The organism is Variovorax sp. (genome assembly GCF_965279555.1).
Lineage (GTDB): Bacteria > Pseudomonadota > Gammaproteobacteria > Burkholderiales > Burkholderiaceae_C > Variovorax.
Map to the genome: position 1 here is coordinate 314,039 of NZ_OZ257247.1, position 24,110 is coordinate 338,148.

General features: G+C 61.5%; 24 protein-coding genes and 3 pseudogenes. 18 read left to right on the plus strand and 9 right to left on the minus strand.

Annotated elements, in window-relative coordinates:
* Positions 1–48: 48 nt before the first annotated feature.
* Complete coding sequence (locus ACQY8B_RS01530) at positions 49–279, minus strand: twin transmembrane helix small protein (protein WP_081269924.1); 231 nt, start codon at positions 277–279, stop codon at positions 49–51.
* Between the two features lie 27 nt (positions 280–306).
* Here ACQY8B_RS01530 and ACQY8B_RS01535 point away from each other — a divergent pair, with 27 nt between their 5' ends.
* The 6 genes from ACQY8B_RS01535 to ACQY8B_RS01560 are packed head-to-tail and all read left to right on the plus strand — an operon-like array spanning position 307 to position 5,489.
* Entirely contained in the window at positions 307–1,179 is an 873-nt protein-coding gene (locus tag ACQY8B_RS01535; protein WP_422085093.1) for an SURF1 family protein, read from the plus strand.
* Positions 1,166–1,846, plus strand: a complete 681-nt coding sequence (locus ACQY8B_RS01540) for an SCO family protein (RefSeq protein ID WP_422085094.1) — start codon at positions 1,166–1,168, stop codon at positions 1,844–1,846. The genes ACQY8B_RS01535 and ACQY8B_RS01540 overlap by 14 nt, the downstream gene beginning before the upstream one ends.
* 33 nt (positions 1,847–1,879) lie before the next feature.
* Positions 1,880–3,118 (plus strand): COX15/CtaA family protein, encoded by a 1,239-nt coding sequence (locus tag ACQY8B_RS01545; protein WP_422085095.1) that lies wholly within the window; start codon positions 1,880–1,882, stop codon positions 3,116–3,118.
* The gene (gene cyoE / locus ACQY8B_RS01550; RefSeq protein WP_422085096.1) at positions 3,115–4,020 is read left to right on the plus strand and encodes a heme o synthase; all 906 of its coding nucleotides are present in this window, start codon (positions 3,115–3,117) and stop codon (positions 4,018–4,020) included. The genes ACQY8B_RS01545 and cyoE overlap by 4 nt, the downstream gene beginning before the upstream one ends.
* Before the next feature lie 13 nt (positions 4,021–4,033).
* Positions 4,034–4,651, plus strand: a complete 618-nt coding sequence (locus ACQY8B_RS01555) for an SCO family protein (protein WP_422085097.1) — start codon at positions 4,034–4,036, stop codon at positions 4,649–4,651.
* 13 nt (positions 4,652–4,664) lie between these two features.
* Positions 4,665–5,489: a DNA alkylation repair protein gene (locus ACQY8B_RS01560; protein WP_422085098.1), complete on the plus strand. Its 825-nt coding sequence runs from the start codon at positions 4,665–4,667 to the stop codon at positions 5,487–5,489.
* A 47-nt stretch (positions 5,490–5,536) separates the two neighbouring features.
* On the opposite strand, the gene rpoH is transcribed toward ACQY8B_RS01560, so the two are convergent.
* The 3 genes from rpoH to ACQY8B_RS01575 form a co-directional block, all read right to left on the minus strand.
* Positions 5,537–6,478, minus strand: a complete 942-nt coding sequence (rpoH, locus tag ACQY8B_RS01565) for an RNA polymerase sigma factor RpoH (protein ID WP_422085099.1) — start codon at positions 6,476–6,478, stop codon at positions 5,537–5,539.
* Between the two features lie 256 nt (positions 6,479–6,734).
* Entirely contained in the window at positions 6,735–7,601 is an 867-nt protein-coding gene (locus tag ACQY8B_RS01570; RefSeq protein WP_422085100.1) for an ImmA/IrrE family metallo-endopeptidase, read from the minus strand.
* On the minus strand, positions 7,598–7,924 hold the full coding sequence (locus ACQY8B_RS01575; protein WP_066113304.1) for a helix-turn-helix domain-containing protein: 327 nt from the start codon (positions 7,922–7,924) through the stop codon (positions 7,598–7,600). Before ACQY8B_RS01575 ends, ACQY8B_RS01570 begins: the two co-directional genes overlap by 4 nt.
* A 174-nt stretch (positions 7,925–8,098) precedes the next feature.
* On the opposite strand from ACQY8B_RS01575, the gene ACQY8B_RS01580 reads away from it, so the two are divergent.
* The 7 genes and pseudogenes from ACQY8B_RS01580 to ACQY8B_RS01610 all read left to right on the plus strand — a co-directional run.
* Positions 8,099–8,263, plus strand: coding sequence for a hypothetical protein (locus tag ACQY8B_RS01580; protein ID WP_422085101.1), 165 nt, complete (start codon positions 8,099–8,101; stop codon positions 8,261–8,263).
* Positions 8,264–8,320: 57 nt separating this feature from the next.
* Positions 8,321–9,580, plus strand: coding sequence for a nucleotidyltransferase domain-containing protein (locus ACQY8B_RS01585; RefSeq protein WP_422085102.1), 1,260 nt, complete (start codon positions 8,321–8,323; stop codon positions 9,578–9,580).
* A gap of 47 nt (positions 9,581–9,627) precedes the next feature.
* A complete protein-coding gene (locus ACQY8B_RS01590; protein ID WP_422085103.1) occupies positions 9,628–10,035 on the plus strand; it encodes a hypothetical protein in 408 nt (135 codons plus the stop codon).
* 57 nt (positions 10,036–10,092) lie between these two features.
* Positions 10,093–11,001: an S-4TM family putative pore-forming effector gene (locus ACQY8B_RS01595; RefSeq protein WP_422085104.1), complete on the plus strand. Its 909-nt coding sequence runs from the start codon at positions 10,093–10,095 to the stop codon at positions 10,999–11,001.
* A 15-nt stretch (positions 11,002–11,016) separates the two neighbouring features.
* Positions 11,017–12,459: an SMODS domain-containing nucleotidyltransferase gene (locus ACQY8B_RS01600; RefSeq protein ID WP_422085105.1), complete on the plus strand. Its 1,443-nt coding sequence runs from the start codon at positions 11,017–11,019 to the stop codon at positions 12,457–12,459.
* A 97-nt stretch (positions 12,460–12,556) separates the two neighbouring features.
* Entirely contained in the window at positions 12,557–12,904 is a 348-nt protein-coding gene (locus ACQY8B_RS01605; RefSeq protein WP_422085106.1) for a transposase, read from the plus strand.
* Between the two features lie 164 nt (positions 12,905–13,068).
* Positions 13,069–13,308 (plus strand): annotated as a pseudogene (locus ACQY8B_RS01610) (IS3 family transposase); the annotation flags it as partial.
* A 171-nt stretch (positions 13,309–13,479) separates the two neighbouring features.
* Here the strand turns inward: ACQY8B_RS01610 and ACQY8B_RS01615 are convergent.
* The 3 genes and pseudogenes from ACQY8B_RS01615 to ACQY8B_RS01625 all read right to left on the minus strand — a co-directional run.
* Entirely contained in the window at positions 13,480–15,189 is a 1,710-nt protein-coding gene (locus ACQY8B_RS01615) for a HEPN domain-containing protein (protein WP_422085107.1), read from the minus strand.
* 341 nt (positions 15,190–15,530) lie between these two features.
* Complete coding sequence (locus ACQY8B_RS01620) at positions 15,531–16,382, minus strand: helix-turn-helix domain-containing protein (RefSeq protein ID WP_422089194.1); 852 nt, start codon at positions 16,380–16,382, stop codon at positions 15,531–15,533.
* A gap of 36 nt (positions 16,383–16,418) precedes the next feature.
* Positions 16,419–16,490: pseudogene (locus ACQY8B_RS01625) on the minus strand (hypothetical protein); the annotation flags it as partial.
* A 180-nt stretch (positions 16,491–16,670) separates the two neighbouring features.
* On the opposite strand from ACQY8B_RS01625, the pseudogene ACQY8B_RS01630 reads away from it, so the two are divergent.
* Positions 16,671–17,040 (plus strand): annotated as a pseudogene (locus ACQY8B_RS01630) (transposase); the annotation flags it as partial.
* Between the two features lie 906 nt (positions 17,041–17,946).
* Here ACQY8B_RS01630 and ACQY8B_RS01635 read toward each other — a convergent pair.
* Both ACQY8B_RS01635 and ACQY8B_RS01640 read right to left on the minus strand, forming a co-directional pair.
* Positions 17,947–19,098 (minus strand): hypothetical protein, encoded by a 1,152-nt coding sequence (locus ACQY8B_RS01635; RefSeq protein WP_422085108.1) that lies wholly within the window; start codon positions 19,096–19,098, stop codon positions 17,947–17,949.
* Complete coding sequence (locus tag ACQY8B_RS01640; protein WP_422085109.1) at positions 19,095–20,159, minus strand: hypothetical protein; 1,065 nt, start codon at positions 20,157–20,159, stop codon at positions 19,095–19,097. Before ACQY8B_RS01640 ends, ACQY8B_RS01635 begins: the two co-directional genes overlap by 4 nt.
* 437 nt (positions 20,160–20,596) lie before the next feature.
* On the opposite strand from ACQY8B_RS01640, the gene ACQY8B_RS01645 reads away from it, so the two are divergent.
* Genes ACQY8B_RS01645 through ACQY8B_RS01660 form a run of 4 tightly spaced genes read left to right on the plus strand, consistent with a single transcriptional unit; the run spans position 20,597 to position 23,583 of the window.
* Positions 20,597–20,923 carry a transposase gene (locus tag ACQY8B_RS01645; protein ID WP_422085110.1) on the plus strand — a complete coding sequence of 109 codons (327 nt, stop codon included), beginning with the start codon at positions 20,597–20,599 and terminating at the stop codon, positions 20,921–20,923.
* Positions 20,920–21,261 carry an IS66 family insertion sequence element accessory protein TnpB gene (tnpB, locus tag ACQY8B_RS01650; RefSeq protein ID WP_422085111.1) on the plus strand — a complete coding sequence of 114 codons (342 nt, stop codon included), beginning with the start codon at positions 20,920–20,922 and terminating at the stop codon, positions 21,259–21,261. The genes ACQY8B_RS01645 and tnpB overlap by 4 nt, the downstream gene beginning before the upstream one ends.
* Before the next feature lie 47 nt (positions 21,262–21,308).
* On the plus strand, positions 21,309–23,054 hold the full coding sequence (gene tnpC / locus ACQY8B_RS01655; protein ID WP_422085112.1) for an IS66 family transposase: 1,746 nt from the start codon (positions 21,309–21,311) through the stop codon (positions 23,052–23,054).
* Positions 23,055–23,079: 25 nt separating this feature from the next.
* Entirely contained in the window at positions 23,080–23,583 is a 504-nt protein-coding gene (locus ACQY8B_RS01660) for a hypothetical protein (RefSeq protein ID WP_422085113.1), read from the plus strand.
* Positions 23,584–24,110 lie beyond the last annotated feature (527 nt).

Below are 24,110 nucleotides of genomic sequence, written 5' to 3' on the forward strand. Positions count from 1 at the left end.
AGGCGCCGGAAGGCGCCTTTTTCATGGTTCTCGTGGAACGAGCACCACCTACTTGCCGAGCGGGAGTCCGGTGGGCTGGATGTAGCCGAGTTTCCAGGCGAGCAGCATGCAGAGGAACAAAAATACCGAGAGCCCGATCCGAAAGGTGAGGGCGCGCGCCATGCCGCCGCTCTTGGCGCGCCCGTTGCGCCCGTCCTTCAGCATGAAGAACAGGGCAAACGCGAGGCTCGCGAAGATGCCCACGAACACCAGGGCGACGAAATATTTCATGACCCGCATTATCGGCCGCACGCTCCGCTTCCTCCAGTGACTCCCCAACCCCTGTATTCCGAAGACCGGCGCCGTCCCGGTCGTTTCTGGCTGATCACCATCGCCGCCGTGCTGACGCTGGCGGCCACCGTTTCGCTGGGCCGCTGGCAACTCTCGCGCGCCGCGCAGAAAGAGGCGCTCCAGGCCAGCATCGATGCCCAGAAGCAGAAGCCCCCGCTGACCCAGGCCGAGTTCCTGGCGCTGCAGCAGCCTTCCGACGAACTGCATCGCCCGGTGCGCCTGCGCGGCCTCTGGCTCACGCCGCAGACCGTGTACCTCGACAACCGCCAGATGCATGGCGTGCCCGGCTTCTACGTGCTGACGCCGTTCGCGCTCGAGGGCACCGAGCAGACGGTGATGGTCCAGCGCGGCTGGGTGCAGCGCAATTTCGTCGACCGCACGAAGCTGGGCGCGGTCGACACGCCGGCAGGCATCGTCGAGGTCACGGGCCTGATCGAGCCGCCGCCGAGCCATCTGCTGGAACTGGGCACGTCCGCTCCCGCCCCCGCGGCACCGGCAGCCGCGCCCGCAACAGCGGCGACGCCGGAAGCCGCCACGCCGGCCGCGCCAGCCGCGCCGACACCGGCCGTCGAAGGGTATTCGCCCATCCGGCAAAATCTCGACCTGGAGGCCTTCCGCGCCGAGACCAAGATGCCGCTGCGTACCGACGTGTCGCTGCAGCAGACCGGGCCGGCCTCCGAGGGGCTGCAGCGAGACTGGCCGGCCCCGGCGCTGGGCCTCGAGAGGCACTACGGTTACGCATTCCAGTGGTTCGGCCTGTCGGCCCTCGTCGTCATCCTCTATGTCTGGTTCCAATTCATCACACCCTTCCGCCGCGCGAGACGCCGCGCACGCGATGGCCGCTTCTGACGAGCCGCTGGGCCTGACGGTCCATTCCATGCCGTCGCCGAACCAGGCACTCGACGGCGCCGAGGGCCGGCGCACGGTCGTCGGGCGCTGGAAGATGATCGCGGTGATGCTGATGTGCGCGGCGCCGGTCATCGCCTCGTACTTCACCTACTACGTGATCCGGCCTGAGGGGCGCAGCGTCTACGGCGAACTGATCGATCCGCAGCGCGAGCTGCCGAAGTTCATTGCCACTGATCGCAATGGCGCGCCGGTCGACCTGGCCACCCTCAAGGGGCAATGGCTGCTGGTCGCGGTGGCCGATGCCTCTTGCGATGCGCTGTGCGAGCAGCAGCTCTACCTGCAGCGGCAACTGCGCGAAAGCCTGGGCCGCGAAAAAGACCGCATGGACCGCGTCTGGCTCGTGAGCGACGCCGCGCCCGTGCCTGAACGCCTGAACAACGGCCTGCACGGCGCTACCGTGCTGCGCGTGCCGGCCGACGAACTGGCCAAGTGGCTGGTTCCCGTGTCGGGCCATACGCTGGCCGAACACCTCTACGTGGTCGACCCGATGGGCCACTGGATGATGCGTTTCCCGGCGCGCATGGACGCCGCGGGCGCAAGCCGCGCCAAGCGCGACCTCGACCGCCTGCTGCGCGCCTCGGCGTCGTGGGACAAGCCGGACCGCTGACAGGCCGGCAGATAGACAGACAAGTAGCACAGCATGGACACGACGAGCTCGCTCTACGACCTCACGCCGATCGCGTGGCTCATGGCCGCGGGCGTGCTGATCGCGCTCGGCCCGCTGCTCTGGGTGTGGCGGCGCAACGCAGGCGCAGGGCCGGCGCGCCGGCTGCATGCGCTGACCGTGCTCACGCTGTTCCTGACCTTCGACCTGACCCTGTTCGGCGCCTTCACCCGGCTCACCGATTCGGGCCTCGGTTGCCCCGATTGGCCCGGCTGCTACGGCAACGCCAGCCCGCACGGTGCGCGCCACGAGATCGCGATGGCGCAGAGTGCGCAGCCGACCGGTCCGGTCACGCATGGCAAGGCATGGGTCGAGATGGTTCACCGATACCTGGCAACGGGCGTCGGCGTGCTGATCCTCACGCTCGCAGGCGCGACCTGGATCGTGCGCCGCCGCCAGCGCCGCGTGCCGCAGCCGTCGTCTTCGTCGTCGAAAGATGGCGATCACCACGCCACGCTCAGCGCCTGGTGGCCGGCTTTCACGCTGGTGTGGGTCTGCCTGCAGGGCGCCTTCGGTGCGCTCACCGTGACCTGGAAGCTGTTCCCCGCGATCGTCACGCTGCACCTGCTGGGCGCCGTGGTGCTGCTGGCGTTGCTTTGCATCCAGGCCGTGCATTACCGGCAGGCGGCCGCGCGCCGGCTGCCGACGGCGGTGTCGCCGGCACTGCGCAACGGGCTCATCGCCACCACCGTGCTGCTCGTGCTGCAGATCGCCCTCGGCGGCTGGGTCAGCACCAACTATGCGGTGCTCGCATGCACGCAGTTCCCGACCTGCCAGGACAGCTGGTGGCCGCCGATGAATTTCGCGCAGGGCTTCGAGATCTGGCGCCACCTCGGCGTGACCGGCGAAGGCCAGCCGCTCGACTTTTCGGCGCTCACCGCCATTCACTATGCGCACCGGCTGATGGCCTATGCCGTCTTCGTCGCCCTGGGCGTGCTGGCATGGCGCCTGCGCCGCATCGACTCACTGAAACCGCAGGCCCGCTGGCTGGCAGGTCTTGCGCTGCTGCAGCTGGCCACTGGCCTGGGCAACGTGCTGCTCGGCTGGCCGCTGGCGGCGGCCGTGCTGCACACCGGCGGCGCCGCGGCGCTGGCCGTGGTGCTGACGTGGGCGCTGTGCGAGAGCCGGCGCGCCGTGCCCGAGGCACGCATGGCGCGCGCCAGTGACAATGCAACCGGTCGCGACAACAACAACCAGAGGAAGGCCGCCGCGTGAGTACCCCGATTTCCGTTCAGCAAAGCAGCACCGCCAACGTGCTGCGCCAGTTCTACGCGCTGACCAAGCCGCGCGTGGTGCAGCTGATCGTGTTCTGCGCCTTCATCGGCATGGTGCTGGCCGTGCCCGGCATGCCGTCGTGGGCCGACGTACAGCGCGGCGCGCTGGCCTGCGTCGGCATCTGGCTGGTGGCGGGGGCGGCGGCGGCGTTCAACTGCCTGGTCGAGAAGGGCATCGACGCCAAGATGAAGCGCACCGCCTGGCGCCCCACCGCGCGCGGCCAGCTCAGCGACCTGCAGGCGCTGGTTTTCTCGGCGGTGCTGTGCGCCGTCGGCTCGGCGCTGCTGTGGTTCACGGTCAATCCGCTGACCATGTGGCTGACCTTTGCCACCTTCGTCGGCTACGCGGTGATCTACACCGTGATCCTCAAGCCGCTGACGCCGCAGAACATCGTGATCGGCGGTGCATCGGGCGCCATGCCGCCCGTGCTGGGCTGGGCCGCGATGACGGGCGACGTGGGCCCGGAGGCGCTGATCCTTTTCCTCATCATCTTCCTGTGGACGCCGCCGCATTTCTGGGCGCTGGCGCTCTACCGCGTCGAGGACTACCGCAAGGCGGGCCTGCCGATGCTGCCGGTCACGCACGGCAACGAGTTCACGCGGCTGCAGGTGCTGCTGTACACCTTCATCCTGTTCGCGGCCTGCCTGATGCCCTTCATCTACGGCATGAGCGGCTGGCTGTACCTTGCGGTGGCCGTGGCCGTGAGCATCGGCTTCACCGGCTATGCGTTCGCGTTGTGGCGCAACTACTCCGACGCCCTGGCGCGAAAGACCTTTCGCTTCTCGCTGATCCACCTGAGCGTGCTGTTCCTGGCGCTGCTCGTCGATCACTACATCCACTGAACACGTCTTTTCCATGAACAAGCGGAACGCTCTCAGATTGATCGCCGGAAGCGCCGGCTGGGTGGGCGTTGCCGCGACCCTGGGCCTGGGGCTTTCCGCCTGCAGCGAACAGAAGCAGAGCTTCAATGCGGTGGACATCACCGGCGCCGACTACGCGAAAGACTTCTCGCTGAAGGACGCCGACGGCAAGGTCCGCACCATGGCCGATTTCAAGGGCAAGGTGGTCGTGATGTTCTTCGGCTACGCACAGTGCCCCGACGTCTGCCCGACCACCATGACCGAGATGGCGCAGATCAAGCAGCAGCTCGGCAAGGACGGCGACAAGCTGCAGGTGCTGTTCGTCACCGTCGATCCGGCGCGCGACACGGCCGAGGTGCTCAAGGCCTACATGGGCGCGTTCGACCCGAGCTTCGTGGCGCTGATCCCGACCGCCGACGAACTGGTCGCGCTCGCGAAGGACTACAAGGTCTACTACAAGAAGGTCGAGGGCAAGACGCCGACCAGCTACTCGATGGACCACTCGGCCGCGAGCTACGTGTACGACACCCAGGGCCGCCTGCGGCTCTACGCACGCTATGGCGCCGGCGTGCCGGCCATGGTGTCGGACCTGAAGACCTTGATCGCTTCCTGAGCGGGGCAGGCGGATGCAAGCCGCGGGCTCGGTCGAGCACTTGAAGGCGCGCAAGGGCGCCTTCCGAATCGCGCTGATTCCGCCGGAAGTGCTGAGCGCGCTCAACGACGGGCTGCTCGAGACCGTCAACCTCAACGAATTCATGGCGCTGGAGCTGCCGCAACTGGCACGCAGCGTGGCAGGGCACATCGGGCTCGACATGCAGAGCGAACGGCTGGCCGACACGCTCGCGATGCTGGCGGCGTTCAAGCCGATGCAGCGGCACGGGCACATCGCCCGCGCGCTCTACGACCTCGCGGCGCTGCATGCCGAGCGCGACGCCGTCGCCCACAGGCTGGCCACGCATGCGAGCGATGTGGCGCGCTGCTGGGCCGCGCAGTGGGTCACGCTCTCGGGCCTGCCGCTGCCGCGGCAACTGGAGGCCGTGCGCCGCTTTGCCGCCGATCCGCATTTCGGCGTGCGCGAGATCGCCTGGATGGCGGTGCGCGACGCGGTCATCGCCTCGCTCGACGAAGCACTCGCGCTGCTGCAGCCCTGGGTGTTCGATGCCGACCCCAACATCCGCCGTTTTGCCAGCGAACTCACGCGGCCGCGCGGCGTGTGGTGTGCCCAGATCGAGGCGCTCAAGACCGAGCCCTGGCGCGCGCTGCCGCTGCTGGAGCCGCTGCGCGCCGATCCGAGCCGCTACGTGCAGAACTCGGTGGCCAACTGGCTCAACGATGCGAGCAAGAGCCAGGGCGAGTGGGTCGACAGGCTCTGCGCGCGGTGGCTGGCCGAGTCGGACACGCCTGAAACCCGCTACATCGCCAAACGGGCGATGCGCACGCTCTCCAAATGAAAAAAGCCCGGGCGACCGGGCTTTCTTCATTCTGGGAGGAGAGAGACTTACGCGTAGTCCGCGAGGGCCTTCTTCATCTTCTTCATGGCGGCGACTTCGATCTGGCGAATGCGCTCGGCGCTCACGCCGTACACGGCCGCCAAGTCGTGCAGCGTCATGCCGCCCGAGCCGTCGTCGTTCACCTTGAGCCAGCGCTCCTCGACGATGCGGCGGCTGCGGTCGTCCAGCGCTTCGAGCGCGGTGGCAATGCCGTCGCTCGACAGGCGGTCGCGCTGCTGCGATTCGAGCAGCGCGGTCGGTTCCTGCGTGGCGTCGGCCAGGTAGGCGATGGGGCCGAAGGCTTCTTCGCCGTCGTCCGACGGGCCCGGATCGAGCATGACGTCGCCGCCCGACAGGCGGGTTTCCATCTCGAGCACTTCTTCAGGCTTGACGTTGAGCCGGGTCGCCATCTGCGACACCTCGTCCGGGCTCAGCGTGTCGCGGTGCGTGCCGTTGTCGGCCGCGGCCGAGTCGGCCTTGAAGCCTTGCTTCATCGAGCGCAGGTTGAAGAACAGCTTGCGCTGGGCCTTGGTCGTCGCGACCTTGACCATGCGCCAGTTCTTCAGGATGTACTCGTGGATTTCGGCCTTGATCCAGTGCATGGCGTAGCTCACGAGCCGCACGCCCTGGTCGGGGTCGAAACGCTTCACGGCCTTCATCAGGCCGACGTTGCCTTCCTGGATCAGGTCGCCGTGCGGCAGCCCGTAGCCCAGGTACTGGCGGGAGATGGAGACCACGAGGCGCAGGTGCGACAGCACGAGCGCGCCGGCGGATTCGAGGTCGTTGTGGTCGCGCAACTTGCGTGCGAAGCCCTGCTCTTCTTCGAGCGTGAGCAGCGGCAAGCGGTTGGCGGCCGAAATATAAGCATCCAGGTTGCCCAGCGGGGGAACCATCGACCATGGGTTGGCGACGGCCAGCTGGTTGGCAGAGACTCCGGACAGGGTTGTCATCAGGGGAAACTCCTTTGTGTTGGCCATATTAGCACTCGGTTAGAGGGAGTGCTAAACCAAGGGTTCCCTTGAGTTTCTATCGCGCTGATAGCCCCAGGCTACCTGTCGATCGTCACTGAGTTCTGAACTTCTTTCACTGAGTTCTGAATAGTAAATCATTAAAAATCAATAACTTACATCGCATTCGGACGGCAAGCTCATTTGACAACGCCGCCTTAGCACGAGCGGTCGGAACTTTTGGCCTGATGGCGGGAGTTCAGAACGTGGGCGGTGCGGTCGTCATGTCGTCGTCAGGCGCATCCGGATGCGCCACTCCGGGCGAGTCAAGGATCAGCAAAGAGATGGACATGTCGTACCGGTCTGAGAGCACGACCATCTCACGCACAGGCAGCCTGATGGGCCAGACGCCTTCGGGGTGCTCTATGCCCAAGCGATAGTCCGCGGTTGAACGAGCTTGGTCCGGGCTCATAGCGAGCGAGCCCGACGGCAGTTCTATACCCTCCTGCAGCGTTCCGAACGTGTATTTCTTCGCGCTGTCACTGGCCTTCCACCAGTGCAGCATCCCCTCCCGTCCCATGACGGCGACGGCAGCCTGATCGGTGAACTCCAACCACTTGAGGATCGCGGCCGTCAAAGAGACGCCGTAACGGTCGGCGCACTCGCCCAGGAGATCAAGAGTGATCCGACGCCCACGTACCTGCTGGCTGTAGTCGTCGATGGGCATGAGTAGATACGACGCGAACTGGTCTGCCTCACGTTCGATGCGGGCGCCCGTGATGCCCAGTGTCGCGCTCTGGGAGCACTGGAACGCCTCCTGTAGCTTGCGATGCAGGACGTAGTGCCCGAACTCATGCGCAACGGTGAAGTTGGATCGTCCTGGCAGGTCGGGGTGCGGGTGGTACAGCAGCGCCCAGACTTTTCGCTCCTTCAGCCAGAACAACCCGCCCTCGAAGCCTTTTAGCTCTCGGGCTTGCAACTCCCCGATGGGCGCCTCGGGCGCCACGTTCCTGGACCATTCCTGTGCCAGCGCTCCCGCGTTGATCGGAAAGGTGAGGCCATGGACGGCGCGCCACAGCTGCGCCATCTTGATCGCCTCGCGCGCTGGGGAAAGCGCCTGGATCAAGAGCCGGCCTTCTTGTCGAGGACGCTGAGGATCTCCTGCAACTGTTGCTTCACCCCGTTGTCCAGCGACTGATATTTGCGGAAGAAGGCTTCGTCAGCCACGTCGATCGAGGGTTCGGCGACGTCGTCATTCATCAAGAACTCGGGCGTCACGCCCAGGACCTTCGCCACCTCATTGATCCGGTCAGCGGACGGGCGGGCCTTTTCCTTGTTCTCCAGTTCCCATACGGATGACTTGGACGCGCCGATCTGCTCGGCGAACTGTTCCAGTGTTAAGCCTGCTTTCTTCCGCAGTGTGCGGACCTTCTCGCCCAGTGTTGGCATGCTTGTTCGGATTTCCGATAAAAAAAATACTTGACTCCAGAAGTTCGGGAGTCCACAATTTTTATTGTGATAGTTCCGAACTTCCTGCGCAACCCCGATTTGGTAACACAGCCACAGGGGAAGAGGGGAGGTCGAGATTTCGCAATCCACCAACTGATCCTGGGAAGGAAGACCATGAGCAAGACGTTGAAGCCCGGTACGCCGGCACCGAAGTCCGGCCAGTACCAGAACCCGTGCACTGGCAACGAAGTGACCGGCGTCAAGGGCAAGCCGCTGCCGCCGACGCCGCGACCCGGCCAGGGCTACAAGCTGGTGGACCCCACCAAGCACCAACGCTGAGCTTGGACGAGTCCAGGTGAGGCCGGCAGTCATCAACAAGAATTTCAAGGAAACCCTGTGATCCGCGAACCTGTGACTCTCCCTCAGCGCCCCCGCGTCTCCACGCGCTCGTCGGCGCGCTTCTTCCGCCTGGCGGACGTCATCGCACGCGCCCACGAGCCCACAGCCACCCAGTTGACGGCGCTGGAGCGCTCTTACAACAGCACCGGTGAGTTCCTTTCGGCATGTCCGGAGTTCCAGGGCGACCTCATCCAGATCCACGCCCACGGTTCCCGGCAGTTGGGCACCATCGTGCGACCGCGTGATGACTCCCGGGAGGGCTTCGACATCGATCTGATCGCGCGCCTGGCGTCAGGGGCGGGTCGCAAATACGAGGGCGAGCACGGGCCAGCCCTACTGCTCGACCGCCTGCATCGCGCCTTGTCCCGCTACGCCGATGCGCATGGGCTCCGGCTGCATCGCTGGGAGCGTTGTGCGACGTTGGAGTATGCCGAAGGCATGTGCGCCGACATCGCGCCGGTCATTGACTCTCCGTTGTTGACAGCGCCGCTCGGCGAGACGCATGGCCTCATCCCTGATCGTGAGCTGCGGCTTTTCGACTCCACGAACCCGCGCGGGTACGCGAAGCATTTCGATCTCGCCGCCACGATTTCGCCGAATTTCACAGCCGTGATGAGCTTTTCGGAGGCGATGGATTCGGTGACGCGCGCGGAAGTGGCGCCGTTGCCTGATGCGCAAGAGGTGTTCGACCGGCTGCTGTGCCGGCTGGTGCAACTGCTGAAGCTGCATCGCAATGTGGCCTTCGGCATTGCGCAGGGGAGTCAGGACCTGGCACCTTCCTCTGTTTTCCTGACGACGCTGGCCGCGATGGCGTATGCGGTGGAGGCGCCGCAGCCGCACGAGAGTCCCCTGGAATTGCTGCTCGATATCGTTGAGCGGATGCCGCTGCACTTTGAGCGGATTTCCCGGTCCGACGGTTCCGAAGAATGGGTCTTGCCGAACCCATCGGCGCCCCGGGACAACTTGGCCGGCGGCATGAATTCCCCGGCCAGGCAGGAGGCATTTTTCTTTTGGCACAACCGCTTGATCGGGGATCTGAAGCGCATCCTGCACGCGATCGAGAACCATGAAGGCCTGGATGTTCTGATCAAGGCGCTGGAGGGCGCATTTGGCCCCCGCTGCGCAAGCGCCATCCAGCAGGACCAGACCCAGCATCGGCAAAGCAACCGCGTCGCGGGCCGGGTGGCGTTGATCTCGTCGGCGGCAGCCGCGCCGGTCAGCGTCGCAGCGCGGCCCCATACGTATTTCGGCCGCTGATGACACCGTACCCGGCCCCGCCCGTACTGACCTTGGCCCAACGAGCCATGGAACTGCGCGCCCTGCCTCTCGATGGCGCCCGGCTGATGTTTCTGTCGGGCCGTGCCTTGCGCTATCGATTCCGTCTGGCGCCGAGCGACTTTGGTCGCGTCTACGAATGTGAACTTCGGCTGACACCCGATTCGCGCCCACCGGAAATGTTCGTGCTGAGTCCTGACCTGACGACCCTGGCGAACGAAGCCGCGCTGCCGCACATCTACTCCAACAACGGTGTCGGCACCAAGCTGTGTCTATGGTGGCCGAAGCGGCGCGAGTGGCTGCCACAGATGAAGCTGATCGATACCTACATTGCCTGGACTGCGGAGTGGCTGTGGCATTTCGAGGACTGGTTGACCACAGGGGTGTGGGCAGGCGGCGGCGAACATCCGGAGCAACGCAGGAAGCGTTGGGCTTGAGCCAGCGACGATCTAGACCGCAAGACAACAGCAATGATGCAAGGAGCAGAGAAACGCATGAATGAAATCGACAAGAAGCAGGTGGAGCCGCGAATGCTCAATTTGCTGCGTGCCAGGACATTGATCTACCGGCGAGCCAAGAATGTTCAAGCGGCGGGCCTCGTGATCTCACTCGTTTTCCCGATCGTCGGCCTGATCGTGTCAGCGCTGCTCCTCCCGTCGAAGCCGTTCATCGCGTTCGCCGCCCTGATGTTCAGTTTCCTGGAGGTTCTGCTTCTCGATCGTTGGCACCGTGCGCAGCTCAAGAACGCAGCGAAGCTGCAGGAGGATTTCGACTGCACGGTGTTGCAGATGGACTGGAACACCTTTCTCGTCGGCAATCGCATTGACCCTGAGGATGTCTTTGCCGACGCATGCAAGACGCTCAGCGAGAAGGACGAGCAACGGCTGATCAACTGGTATCCGCTCGCCGTCAAAGAACTGCCGCTCCATTTGGCAAGGCTGGTATGCCAGCGCACCAATCTCTGGTACGACAGCGCTTTGCGCAAGCGCTACAGACGCGTTCTGTTTACAGGCTGCGTGGTGCTGATCGCGGGGGCTGGGGTCGTATCACTTGCCATCGATCACACCATGACGACCTTCGTCCTCTCCACCCTGGCTCCGATGACGCCGGTGATCATCTGGGCGCTCAGGGAATGCAACCGGCAGGCCGCGACCATTGAGTTGCTGGACCGTCTGAACGATGAGGTTAAGAAGCTCCTTGATCGCGCGCGCAGCAGCGCAACGGAACAGGAAATCAGCACGCGTTCGCGCGAGCTGCAAGACGCCATCTTCAACCACCGCGCCTCCAGTCCACTGATCTTCGATTGGGTTTACAACCTCTTGCGCAGGCGTATGGAAGAGCAAATGAACGCTGGTGCCGACCAGTTAGTGAGTGAGCTGCGCACGGCCGGCAAAGTGCGCTGAAGGTGGGGTAGACGAATGAAACTGGTCCAAGACTTCAACGCCTTCCTAAACGACACCGTCAACCTCAACAGCACGCGCTTCGATCAGCTCGAAAGCAGCATCGAAGCCATCAAGACGGCGGTGCGAGGGCTGGACTGGAAGCCGTCCATCGTCGGTTTCGCCGCACAAGGGTCATGGGCTCACAAGACCATCATCAAACCACTGCCTGGCGATCCGTTCGATGCGGATCTGCTGGTTTACGTGAAGCCGGTCACGGGCTGGGAGGCGAAGGACTACATCAACGAGCTGTATGAGGAGATGAGCAAGCTCGGTCTGTACAAGGACAAGATCAGGCGCTACTCGCACTGCATCACTATCGAGTACGCCGGCGAGCGCAAGATCGACGTGGCACCTTGCGTGAAGGAGCGCCTCGACACGGGTACCTGGGAGGTCTGCAATCGCGACACCAATCTTTTCGAAAAATCCAACCCGCTCGACTACACGGAATGGTTGATCGAGCGCAACAGCATCTGCGGGAACAACAACTTCCGCAAAGTCACCCGGTTGCTGAAGTACCTCAGGGACATCAAGACCACCTTCACCTGCCCCTCGTTCCTGCTGACGACGTTGCTCGGCAAGCATGTGTACGCCTCCGACAAGGGGGCTGCGGTGTTCGTGGATGTTCCCACGACGCTCAAGACGCTGATTGATCGGCTAGATGACTGGTTGCAGGCCAACCCGAGCAAGCCGACGGTGCGCAATCCCGTGCTGGTCGAGGAGATCCAAAGCACTGCCTGGGACGACACCAAGTATTCGAACTTCCGTTCGAAGATCAATCTGTACCGCGGCTGGATCGATGACGCTTACGATGAGTCAGACAAAGAGGAAAGCATCGGGAAGTGGCAACGTGTATTCGGTGAGGACTTCGCCGTGCGCGAAGTTGTCGAGAAGGCCAGCAATGTCAGTGAAGCAGCACTGTCTGTAGTCCGGGGCAGTCTGGTGTCCGCTGGCGTGGCTGATCTGGTGGCGCTGGTGAAGAAGATCGGGCGTGCGGCTCTACCAAGTGGCTTCGATCGCTTGCCACACATGCGCCGGCCGCGATGGCGGGTGGCTACCGGCACACGGTTGACGGTGAACGTTGGCGCGCAACTCTGGACATCCCGCTACGGGCAGCAGGTCGGACCGCTCGCCTCGCTCGCGCCCACCCACCCGGGATACTGGATCCGCTTTAATGCGAGCAACAATTTCGGGCTTCCTTTCCCCGAGACCTACAAGGTCGAATGGCGCGTGACGAACACGGATGAAATCGCGCGGCGTGCCAACGCTCTGCGCGGCGACTATTACCGCTCAGATGAGCCATTGGTCCGGTGGGAGCGCTTGTCGTACCGGGGCGTCCATATGGTTGAGGCATTCCTCATCCGCAAGGCCGACGACTCCCTTTTGGGAAAGAGCGATCCGTTCTACGTGGTGATCGAGTAGCGGTTGAGCGGAACAGCCGGCTTGCGCAGCCCGACGTTGGTAAGCGCACGGTGAAGTCATCTTGATTGCCTGAGAGGCGACAGGCATCGTGTCCGCGATGAATGATGTGGACGCAATAGATGGTGTGGTTAAGCGGGCGACCCGTCGCAAGCCCAGCGCGCGGTTCAAGGCTGAGGTCCTTGAGGCGTGCCGGCAGCCGGATGCTTCTGCCGCGGCGATCGCGAGGCTGTACAACCTGAATGCGAACGTGGTGCACCGGTGGCGTGCCGACGATCGCAAGGCTGCGTCGCCGAAGGCGACTGGCGTTCCGACCTTGCCGATGCCCGACTTCATCGCGCTCGATGTGCAGCCCGAAGCCGAGATGCCGGCCCGTGACATCCGCATCGAACTGAAGCGAGGCAGCGCCACCGCAGTGGTGCACTGGCCGGTGGAGTCAGCGTCGTAGTGCGCAGCGTGGCTGCGCGAGTGGCTGCGTTGATCCGCGTCGACGCCGTGTGGCTGGCCACCGAGCCGATCGACATGCGCGCTGGCACCGAGACGGCGCTCGCGCGCGTCGTGAAGGTGTTCGGCGCAGCGCAGCCGCACCACGCTTACTTATTTGCCAATCGACGCGCCATCCGCTCGATGTCCCGGAAGGCATGCTCACCTGACAACGCAGCTTGCGAAGGCTTCTTCGGTCGGCTGAAGAACGAGCTGTTCTATCCTCGGGACTGGAAGAACGCCACCACTGACCAATTCATCGAGGCAGTCGACTCGTACATCCGCTGGTACAACGAGAAGCGGATCAAGATATCTCTTGGCTCTCTCAGCCCCATCGAATACCGGGTGAGCCTTGGACTTGCGGCGTAAACCAGTCCAAGTTTTTATCCGCACCCCCCGCGGGTCAGCATTCCATGGAAATCAACAACCTCGATTCAACCTGCCGTGGCGGCGCTTGAAGAGCCCGGATGCCATCAGGCCCTACGCCTGAGGCAGGCTCGTGAATCACCTGAAGACAGCCGCTCAAGCCGCCTTGATCGATCAAGTCACCGAGTCACCTTTGTGAGCTGCCGAGAGGGCCGCCTCGTCGAAGACGAAGACCTGAAGGAGTGCTAGCCGGTCGTTGGCCGACTCAATGTACGCCTCGGAAATCGTTCTAACGACGCCTTCGGGCACTCCAAAAATGCTCGAGTGCGAGAAAACCCCGGGCTCTCTCGTTCGATCTGCTTGCCAATCGCGATAGGCATTGGTGTACTTCTCGGAAAACTCCAACCCCCCGTTCTCGCCTTGCACAAAGCACGCGGAAACTCTTGGAACCGGCTTCGCGATGAGTGATTGAAGCTTCGCCTCGGAAACAGCGAAAAACTCCGCGGTCTGTGTGACACGAGCAAGATGAACTTGGTCGAGCTCGGCGTCAAAGCGGAGACGGTGGTGCGTCCTGCGTAAGCACATCGTGAAATCATCGTTGGTCAGGCCGATATCCAGGAATGCCCAGTAGGTCAGGAGCAATGCGAGTCTCGCGACGATCGTATTGATCTTCTGAAATTCGTTCTGTTGGATCTCAACGTCGTCTCCGTGAGCGATCTTGTCGCGCATCCGCTTCACCAATCTGAAGTCTTCGTCAGAAAGATTGATGATCTTGGAAATGTCGCTGTCGGTATGTCTGAGTGCTATTTCATATTTTTCGACGAACGTCAAGCCGCGCTCTTGTTCGAAGACCGTTTCTGCAATGGCACTCACCTCATCGATTTGCGCTGCCGTAAGTGGATTCGACAGCTCCCTGATCTTCTCGTCGAACGTGATCAGTTTCGCTGTGTGGGCTTCTATCTTCAAGGAGCCATTCACACTCTCGGCAAGTTGCGTGACATAGCGGTCCAGCAGGCTGACGTAGGCAAGGGCTTTGTGTTCCCAGAACCCGGAAAATCGCTTCATTCCTGCGAGGCGCATCCAGGAGAGCTTGCGGAAACTGGACCGGTAGTAACGCTCGAAAATCGTCTGCCACCGCTCCTCGATGTTGCGCTTTGCGAGCAGATATCGCAGCACGCTCGCTTGCTGCAAGTCAACCTCTGCCCTTTTCGCCGAGGGGAAGTACGCCGCGTGGCGGCGCCCTTGCGGAGTTCCTATGTCCAAAGAGACCAGAGAGACCGGATGCCCGATCAGAATGGAAAGTAAGCTGGAAAGCAGAAGCGTCTTGGACTTGAGATCGCGCAACTTGAACAAGCCGTTTGTTCGTTCGAACGCGAACTGGATGTGCTGGTGCAACGTCCGATCTTCACCGCTTCCGCTGAGGGTGCCGTAATACTCGCTCTTTACAGAGAACTGTTCTCGACCCTCTTGGATGCGTGCAACAAGCGGTACGAGTTCCTCGGACCATTCCAGCTTTTCTCCGACCTCGCCGTCAATCCTCTGCCATTGGAAAAACCACGCTGAAACCTCGTCGTACCGGGCGTGGATGTGCCTGAATTCGCTGGTTGGCACATCTCCATCGATGAGGTAGCTCGAAAGCAGCGTGTGGCTGAGGTACTCGCATTCGAAGAGACTGAAGCAGCGTCCATTCTCCGTCTTGGCCTGTACGAGATGGAGCTTCTGATTCTCAGTCAGACTCTTCGCCGGAGAAGTCATCCTGAAGGTCACCTGCGGCATTTTTTCCGCACCGAAGGAAAGCCTTCCACGCCCCAAGGGCCCCAGTTCCTTGTGGAACAGGTCCACGTCGTAGGTTTGCGATTCGGAGAGCTCGAAGCTTTTGTACATTTTTCCGATTCATTGAGTGACTCCATGCGGGATTGCTCGCTTCAGCACCGACCGGCAGCGGAGTTTTCTCCGCTGCCGCGTGGCGATGATTGCTTGGCACGACATTGTGAGCGCGGTAGTTGCCGCATCTGTGGCCGGGAACATACATGGGTACTCTGGTCAGGAGGAACAGTGGGATTCAGGTGCCCGTTGTCGAAGGAGTTGAGGCGGACTCGGCTGCCTGGCATCAGCACAGCCGAGTCATGTTGGGCGCGATATGCCTGTCAGAAGTCGAAAGACGCGGACACCATTGGGCAATTCATCGAGGCGCTCGACTCGTACATCCGCGCCCGCGAAATTCGTCAGGCCGTATGGGCTTCGCCGGGCATCGCGGCCGCCATGTCGCCTCGCTTGATTGCATCCAGCTGCGTGCTCAACCGATCATTGCGCGCGATGGCTCTGGCGATGCGCTCGCAAAGTTCCTTCCAGCCCTTCCAGTAGGTGTTTTTCGCGTACATCGACTGGTCCCATGCGTCCTCCCACCAAGGCGTCTTCTCGCAGTCGCGCAGGAGGGTTAGTGCGTTGACCTGACCCGACGTCATCTGTTTGTATGTGTTGGGCTGTGCGAGGTAGCTGAACACCATGAAATGGCGGCTTCCGCGGGTATAGCGCTTGTAGAGAAGCGCTAGCGTGACCCACAGGTGGGTCAGCATGGATTCGCCGCCGTTGCCGATTTCTTCGCTGACGTGGATGCCGGTGGCAAAGACCTTGAACTGGTGCCGCGTGCTTTCCTTGATGACCAGCAGCGAGCCGGTTTTGGAGGCTTCGCGCACCAGGTGGATGGCGTCGACGGGCTCACTGTCTTCCCATTCGCTCAGCCAGGTCGCGGCTTCGACGGCGTCTTCGGGTAGCCGGTGATTTTCGATGGGAAACATGGTGTTATTCCCGTGCTTGATCCATCCCGGCGACACGGCGAAGAGCTTGGCCAGCGCGTCCAGCTGCGCAAATGTTGGCTCGGCTCGGCCGAGGAACCACTTTTCGACTTCGCCTGCACGTTCCTCGCCCATCTGCTCTGCGATCTCGGAGGGTCTGAGGGTCTTGCCGGTGTTCTCATCGTTCAGTTGCTCGAGGAGGCGCATGAGCCGGCTTCCGACTTCGGCGGATCGCTTGCTCTGCTCGGCCTCGATCGCGATCGGTTCGACCCAGGCGCTCAACGCTTGGCGGGCCTCTGCTTCAATGGACCTGTCGTGTCGCACGGCGGAGGCCTCCAAGTTGTCTAGGACGCTTTTGGGGATGCCCCGGATTGCCATTCTTCCAAGCATGATTGTTCGATGTGGTTGCAATGCGTTCAGTCTAGTTCATTTTGATATCGTTTTGTCAATTTTTCGGTTGGTCGAATTTCGCGGGCGAGAAATTTAGGGGCGTCGCCGGCAAGCTGGCCGTGCCGTGGTGCTGCGCGTCTCTCCCATTCGGCTTCCATCCATGGCACGCTGGCCGCAGCACTGTCCAGCGTCAAGGGCGTGGGGCGCGGCAACGGTCTCCACGCGGTTGGCAGAGCTGCCCGAACTGGGTCAACTCTGTCGCAGACGCATCGCTGCCCAGGTGGGCGTTGCTCCGCTCAATCGCGACAGCGGACAGATGCGCGGGCAGCGCTCGATCTGGGGTGGTCGGGCCGACGTGCGAAAGACGCTCTACATGGCCACTCTGGTTGCCGTGCGGCACAGCCATGTCTTCAAGATCTTCTACGAGCGGTTGGTCGCCGCGGGCAAGCCCAAGAATGTCGCCCTGGTCGCGGCAATGCGCAAGCTGCTGACCACGCTCAACGCAATCGCCAAATCTGGAAATTGGCAGGATCATGTTCGTGTCGCTTGACTTTTAAGACGGTTGCTCAGCGGTGCCTCCGTGGTTCGGCGGCGAAGCCAGCATGAAGTCAGTCAAAGTGCGGCAGCGCAAAACTTTCGCTTCGCAGAAATTTCAGCATGCGCCTCTGAACACCTATCGATCCCCTGCGGCCCCAATAGATCCAGTAGTGCTGGCTCGACCGATTGCAAAGTCACCAGCATCCAAAAGTGAGCGTAAGGGGAACTGGGATTGGCATCGATCCAGTGCAGCTAGGTGCAAGCGCATCGCATACTCTTGCTCGCTCATCGCTGGGTCGCAAAGATATCGCTTTACAAGAAGGCACTCGAAAAGGGCTCTCGCCAAAGCAGCAACTGGCGCAAAATCGTAAACAGTGCGTTCTAGATTGGCTGGTGTCCCTGGCATCAATTTGTGCATTGCAATGGCGAAACCACAACAGTGGGAATGCAAAACTGATGCCCAATAGTAGCGACCGGTCGGTGCTGGAATATTTTGCGTTGAGGATGACGCCGAGATTGCATCGATTAAGCTTTGGGTAAGGCTTGTAGTTGCCTGCTTGTAGAGGGGGTTTACCAACTCCTCCTCCTCAGGGTCGGCGCCCTTTCCCGATAGATCCATACTAGTCGCCATATAGAAATTCTCAGAATACAGCCCAACTCAGTCAAGTGTGTTCGGATTAATCTGGAGGCACCGCAGGAATGCTCATCTCCGCTGGCCGCCAAGGCCGAACTGGCGTACATCAGCTGTTACTAAACAACAGAGTCGATGCCAGTTCGCTACCCGCGCGCAGCCCGCTACGATGCGGCAGCCGCGCCATCGATCGGGGGCACGAGACACCGTTCGATTTCTATGCGCAGCTGATGGACAGCGCGGTGCGGGGATCACGCGGTGTTTTAACAGCCCTCCAAACCGTACGATTCAATCCACGTTCCGTTCGATTTTCATTCGCGGAGGCGGAGCAGGAACGATTTCATCTTTCTCGACTTGACTCTCCGCGCCGTCTTCGTTCGCCGCAGCGTCGACCTTGTCGCGGGAAAGAATTCTCATTTTCGTATTGCTGTAGCGCATCGCCGCGAACTTCTCCGCTCTTTCCTTTCGCAAGGTCGATTCATCACTTTTTTTCAGCAAAAGATCAAGCTCATCCGCCTGCCAGATGGTTCGCACAAGCTTTTCAACTCCGTCCGGGCCGATCTCGGAGGTCATCTCGCAAAGCCGTGTGCGCGCTTCATCACTTTTGCTGTCCTTGAGATTCGCGTCAATAGCGCGGTCATAACCTAGCACCACAAGGTTGCGCCCCATTCGTACTTTGTCGATGACCACTCCGGCAGTCCCGCAGCGCGAAACGTCGACAAGCAGCGCAGGAAGATAGTCACGAAAAACACGATCTCGATCGGACAGCAAATTCTTTTGAAGCTCCGAGTCCCAAGAATTGATGCGCAACGCTTCCGCCTTCAGATGAACGCTGACCTTGTTGACGCCAAATACCCGCTCAAGAGCCTTCGCCCTGTTGATCAGGGTGCCTTTGATCGCTAGCTTTCTTGATATGTCGTCGGCTTTTTCCTTCGCCTCTGCACCGCTTTGCAGGCCTTTGAAACGATCGGCGTAGTCCAGCAATTGCTGCTTTGCGGAATATAGATCGCCCAACGCCAAGTCTGTGTAGATTCGAGCCCTGATTTCGCTTCGATACCTCGGGAAAAGTACATCGCGCCCGAAACTGTAGACGTTTCGAGCGAGGTAGAAGGTTTGAATCAACGCCGCCAGCAGGACAATGGAAAAGGCAATCTTTGAAAAGAAACTGTAATTCTTTGCAGCTCTTGGCAATGCAGAAATATTTTTGTCTGGCAATTGCGACAATTTGCCCATCGCAACGGAGGCACCCGGCACCAAACACAGCAAAAAAACCAGAGCCGCGAAGGCGCCGACCAATGCAATCGGCGTCGCAAGCACGGAGAAGGCATATTCGATAAATGAATAATTGTCGTTGAAAACCGACTCCGGCTTAAATGCCAGCAGAGTGCCACAAAGAGAAACTACAGTTCCTATCGCGGCACCTATCCAACGGGTTTTCATTTTGAGGCTCGCTCTCTGCTCTTAGGGGGCTCACTCAATATATCGACATATCTTTTCGCATCCGGTCCATACCTCTCTGTCAGAAAAACCCCGGACGTCTTGATGATCCTCGTCTTCGCCATCAAGGTGTTTAATTTTCCGTTGCTGACGCTCCAGAATGCCGATCTGACGACACCTAGGGCAGCAAGCTCTTTCAGACGGCGATTGTCGGAATTCAATGCGGCCTCGAACCGTTCGCCTGCCGTCACTGCATCGAGTTCTTCTAGAAGCCGGGCTCCCTCGAAATAATCAGCCCACGCCACAAGCTCTTTGTTTGAAGATTTCCTGAAAAACTGAATTGTACCGAGAGGTAGGGTCGAACTCTTGTAGATGGCCTGCAGAATGAGATCCGATTCGGCTTTTTTCCCGTACAGTAAATTCAAATCGTTCAATGCAGCCTCTAATCTGCGAAACAGATTGAAGTAACCTTGCAATCTTGGCGAATGCCAGGCCATCGTCGGCTCCGGCTGCATGGCATCGATCGCCTTATTCAGATCGAATACGAGGCGTCTCGCGCTTGCATAGTCGGATCTTTTGATGAATTCGACTAGTGGCGGCAATATCCGTACATCGAAATAATCACAAAGTGCCGCTTTCTGAATCGGCATCGAAAAATAAACGGAAGTTCCATACAAGGCATAGGTTTGCAACACCAGCGTGTCATTGCCCATGAGATAGGCTTCATCCAAAAGATCCCATAATTTCAAATGGTTTGCGGCATAGTCCAATTTCGGCTTCAGTTTTTCATTGATCAGTTCCAGAACTGGCGTTGGTTTGAAGGTGTCGTGACTCGGAGTGATGAATTTCCATTGGTGAAAATCGAGCTTCTCGAGGATGTGCCCCATCATCGGGTTAATTAAAAGAGGCACGTAAGGGTCGGCTGGCACTTGGGTGCGGGAAAGTCGAGTCAATCGCAAATCCCACCGCACAAAAAAAGCGCAAAGAAACCACAATATAAGAATGATCGATATGAACCAGAATGGATTGCTCAAAAGACGTGGCTTGGACGTGTCGATATTCATTAATTCCCCCACGATGCTGGTGCCGAAATTTACAGAAAATTAACTTCCTTCCGGGCATGCTAGCGCTGTGAGCGCTAGTTTGAGATGCCTCGCTCGGAGTAGACAATCAGATAAATTAGGGAGGCAACGGAGCGACTAACAGCGGGAGTTCTGCAAATTAGTCGGCCGGCAGGTTTTTGTGCCGTACGGGGCGCGCATCACTCATTGCGCCGCGGCGACTTCTACCCGTACGCGCTGCAGCGCGTACAACTGATGCTCTGCAACTGATCGGTGAGCGTCCAGTACGCCCATCTTGAGTTCCCCTCGTTCGCGTAGGAGCCTCGTATCCACTTAACTTAGGTGGATACGTGAACACTATCTCTGGCAATCAAATGGACGGACGCCGCCGTCGGCGGCGGCATGGCGACGAGTTCAAGGCATCGGCCGTGACGGCGTGTATGCAACCTGGCGTCTCGATCGCCGCGGTGGCGATGACCCACGGCATCAACGCCAACTTGCTACGGCGCTGGGTGAACGATGCCGAGATGAAGCCGGTCGCCCGTGCTGGCATTGCGTCGGCCGCGGTGACGACGGATGCGCCGCAGCTGACGCCTTCGTTCGTACCGATGGAAGTCCCGACACCCACGCCTGTGCCTGCACCGACGCCTGCACCCCCGCAAGACATCCACATCGAACTGCGCCGCAACGCGATGACGATCACCGTGACCTGGCCGGCCAGCGCGGCGGGCGAGTGCGCGACGTGGATGCGCGAGATGCTCCGATGATCCGCATCGACGCGATGTGGCTCGCGGCCGAGCCGGTGGACATGCGTGCCGGCGCCGACCGGCTGCTCGCCCGAGTGGTGCAGGTCTTCGGTGCAGCGCAGGCGCATCACGGCTACCTCTTCGCCAACGCCCGCGGCACGCGCGTCAAGCTGCTGGTGCACGACGGCTTCGGCGTCTGGTGCGCGGCGCGTCGGCTCAACGCAGGCAGCTTCACATGGATGGCAACAACCTCGACATCGCCTCTCTCGCTCTCACTGACCCGCGCGCAATTCGATGCGTTGGTCCTCGGCTTGCCGTGGGAGCGGCTGACTGAATTGAGCACCATCACGCGGGCCTGAAGCACTGCAGTAACGGCATCGACGCGGGCGCCGAGCGCGCTGCATCGATGCAATACGTGCTTGCTCGGATGCGGTTGATGCCCTGGTCCTGGCACCATACCGGCATGCTCGGCGCGCACGATCTTCCTCCGCTCAACCTGCAGGCGCTACCGCCGGAAGCGGCGGCCTGGATCGCCCGTTGGCAACATGCCGAACGGCAACTCGCACTGCGCGACCAGGCTCTCGTCGATCGTGACCGCGAGTTGCTTCAGGCGCGCGACCTACTGCAGCGCAAGGACCGTGACATCGCCTGGCGCGACGCCAAGATTGAGAAGATCACCTTCGAGCTGGCACGCCTCAAGCGCTGGAAGTTCGGCGCCAGTTCAGAGGCAATGGATGCCGACCAGCGACGCCTGTTCGAAGAGACGATTGCCGAGGACGAGGCGAGCCTGCGCGCGCAGCTAGAGCAACTGCGTCTGCAAGCAGCGGCCGATGACGCCGGCAAGGCCAAGCCGAAGGAAGCACCTCGTCAGCCGCGCCGTCAGGCTCTGCCCGAGCATCTGCGCCGCGTCGAGCACCGCCACGAGCCCGACAGCACTGACTGCCAAGAGCCCGGCTGCGGCCGCCCGATGACGCGCATCGGCGAGGACATGAGCGAGCGCCTGGACATCGTGCCGGCCGAGTTCTTCGTCCACCGCCACATCTACGGCAAATGGGCCTGCCGCTGCTGCCAGGTCCTCAGGCAGGCGTCCTCCATCCCGGAGCTGATCGAAGGCGGCATGGCCGCGAGCGGCCTCATCGCGCACACGCTCATCAGCCGCTGCGTCGACCATCTTCCGTACTACCGCCAGGAGGCGATCAACGCACGCAGCGGCGTCCATACGCCGCGTTCCACACTGGCTGCCTGGGCTGGCCAGGCCGGCGCTGCGCTGGAGCCGCTCTACGAGGTGCACAAGGCCTTTATCCTCGCCTGCCGCGTGCTGCACGCCGACGAGACGCCCGTCAAGCTGCTCGACCCCGGTGCCGGCAAGACGCGCCGAGCCTACGTCTGGGCCTACGCGCGCAGCTGGCACGACGCCGTGCCGGGCGTGATCTACGAGTTCTGCCTGGGCCGCGGCGCACAGTACCCGAAGACCTTCCTCGCGGGCAATGCACAACAAGGTCGAGGCAGATGGTCTGGAACGCTGCTCACGGACCGCTACGGCGGCTACGACAGCGTGCTCGATCCCCGCATCCATCCCGACCGCATCAGCGCGGCCTGCGTCGCGCACGCACGTCGCAAGTTCGATGAACTGGCGCGCGACGGCACGAGCCCGATCGGCGACGAGGCGATCCGGCGCTATGCGCGGATTTATGCGGTCGAGGCCGAGCTCAAGGACATGAACGATGACGAGCGACAGGCGCAGCGACAGCGACTTGCCAAGCCGCTGTGGGACAACCTGAAGCAATGGCTCGAACTCGAACGCCGGCTGGTTGCGGACGGCGGCGCGGCAGCGGGCGCCATCGACTACACACTCGGCCACTGGAGCACACTGACGCGCTACCTAGACGACGGCGCGGTCGCGATCGACAACAACCACCTCGAACGGCAAATCAAACCGTGGGCAATGGGGCGTCGGGCATGGCTGTTCGCCGGCAGCGAACTCGCCGGTCAGCGCACGGCCATGGTGATGAGCCTGGTGCAGTCGGCCAGGCTCAACGGCCACGATCCGTGGGCCTACCTGCGCGACGTGTTGGCGCGCCTGCCGACGCAACTCAACAGCCGCATTGAGGAACTGCTGCCGCATCGGTGGCAGCCGTCTGCGGTCTGCTGAACAGCAAGACGTGGGGCGACCGAACGTGGGCAGACTGACGATGGAAATGGTGGCGCGGGCGACCATGGAGGTCGATGCACTCGGCCACGACGGCAAGGTGCGCCTGGGCGACGAAGTCTTCGCTGCGCAACCCAACTTGCTCGGGTCGATCCTCGTGCTGGCGCGCATGGGCGTCAACATGCCGGAGGTCGAGATCGGGCTGCAAGTCCTATTCGTTGCGTTCCTGGCGATGAAGCGAAGCCGGCACCGCTGGGACGTGGTGACCATGGACCTGCAAGAGGCCTGCATGGAGCGCATGACCGCGCGGATGCGGTTCAACGACGGGTTGCCTGCCGAACTCGCTGCCAAGCTGGTCACGCAGTTCCACACCGAACACCCCGAGCGCCACCTGCTCGCTTACGTCTACGGCTACCTCGGCGAGCACGACCTGCTGAAGGTTCGCACGCACGCCGAGAAGTCCTTGCTGCTGGCCGTACTCAACCTCGTCGAGTGCATCGCCGCCGTCAACGCAAAGCCGGCAGGGCTATAGCCGCAACTCAGCTGTGCGGCGTCAAGATGGCACGGCTGGACGCTCACACTGATCGGGTGAAAGTACCGGATTTCCGCGCAGCCATTCCGGTGACCTTCCGGTCTTCGGCCCGGCCGTATGAAGTTGCGGACGTTCAGGGTTCAGCTTGCCGCACGCCGCCATCATGTCCGACGATGGCGGCCTTAACCTCCACAAGGAGGATCTCTTTTCATTATCCGAAAAGCAGTGTCCCCGTCCGCTGGCTATTCCGACTGGCTTGAATATGCAGTCGAGCAATTCGACACCCTGGCGACCTAAGCCACGATCGTACGATCCGCTTCGCGCAGGATCGTGACCATTTGCTTTTCTGAGAGTAGAGTTCCGCCAAGACGTTTCGAGAGCGAGTGCAATACGGGCGTGCTGCCCAGAGCGATTGGGGTCCTGCGGTGCAGGGGTAACAGAGCCTCGCCAGGCATGCTTGCATGCCAAGAGAAGGCTCTGCGGGGCCTTCTTCTTTTTCGGCTTGAGCTTCTTCGTAATAGTCCGCT

Coding starts and splice junctions, on each gene's coding strand:
- ACQY8B_RS01530 (WP_081269924.1), bottom strand. CDS start 279: ATGCGGGTCATGAAATATTTCGTCGCCCTGGTGTTCGTGGGCATCTTC.
- ACQY8B_RS01540 (WP_422085094.1), top strand. CDS start 1,166: ATGGCCGCTTCTGACGAGCCGCTGGGCCTGACGGTCCATTCCATGCCG.
- ACQY8B_RS01545 (WP_422085095.1), top strand. CDS start 1,880: ATGGACACGACGAGCTCGCTCTACGACCTCACGCCGATCGCGTGGCTC.
- ACQY8B_RS01555 (WP_422085097.1), top strand. CDS start 4,034: ATGAACAAGCGGAACGCTCTCAGATTGATCGCCGGAAGCGCCGGCTGG.
- ACQY8B_RS01560 (WP_422085098.1), top strand. CDS start 4,665: ATGCAAGCCGCGGGCTCGGTCGAGCACTTGAAGGCGCGCAAGGGCGCC.
- rpoH (WP_422085099.1), bottom strand. CDS start 6,478: ATGACAACCCTGTCCGGAGTCTCTGCCAACCAGCTGGCCGTCGCCAAC.
- ACQY8B_RS01575 (WP_066113304.1), bottom strand. CDS start 7,924: ATGCCAACACTGGGCGAGAAGGTCCGCACACTGCGGAAGAAAGCAGGC.
- ACQY8B_RS01580 (WP_422085101.1), top strand. CDS start 8,099: ATGAGCAAGACGTTGAAGCCCGGTACGCCGGCACCGAAGTCCGGCCAG.
- ACQY8B_RS01590 (WP_422085103.1), top strand. CDS start 9,628: ATGGAACTGCGCGCCCTGCCTCTCGATGGCGCCCGGCTGATGTTTCTG.
- ACQY8B_RS01595 (WP_422085104.1), top strand. CDS start 10,093: ATGAATGAAATCGACAAGAAGCAGGTGGAGCCGCGAATGCTCAATTTG.
- ACQY8B_RS01600 (WP_422085105.1), top strand. CDS start 11,017: ATGAAACTGGTCCAAGACTTCAACGCCTTCCTAAACGACACCGTCAAC.
- ACQY8B_RS01605 (WP_422085106.1), top strand. CDS start 12,557: ATGAATGATGTGGACGCAATAGATGGTGTGGTTAAGCGGGCGACCCGT.
- ACQY8B_RS01615 (WP_422085107.1), bottom strand. CDS start 15,189: ATGTACAAAAGCTTCGAGCTCTCCGAATCGCAAACCTACGACGTGGAC.
- ACQY8B_RS01635 (WP_422085108.1), bottom strand. CDS start 19,098: ATGAAAACCCGTTGGATAGGTGCCGCGATAGGAACTGTAGTTTCTCTT.
- ACQY8B_RS01640 (WP_422085109.1), bottom strand. CDS start 20,159: ATGAATATCGACACGTCCAAGCCACGTCTTTTGAGCAATCCATTCTGG.
- ACQY8B_RS01645 (WP_422085110.1), top strand. CDS start 20,597: ATGCAACCTGGCGTCTCGATCGCCGCGGTGGCGATGACCCACGGCATC.
- tnpB (WP_422085111.1), top strand. CDS start 20,920: ATGATCCGCATCGACGCGATGTGGCTCGCGGCCGAGCCGGTGGACATG.
- tnpC (WP_422085112.1), top strand. CDS start 21,309: ATGCAATACGTGCTTGCTCGGATGCGGTTGATGCCCTGGTCCTGGCAC.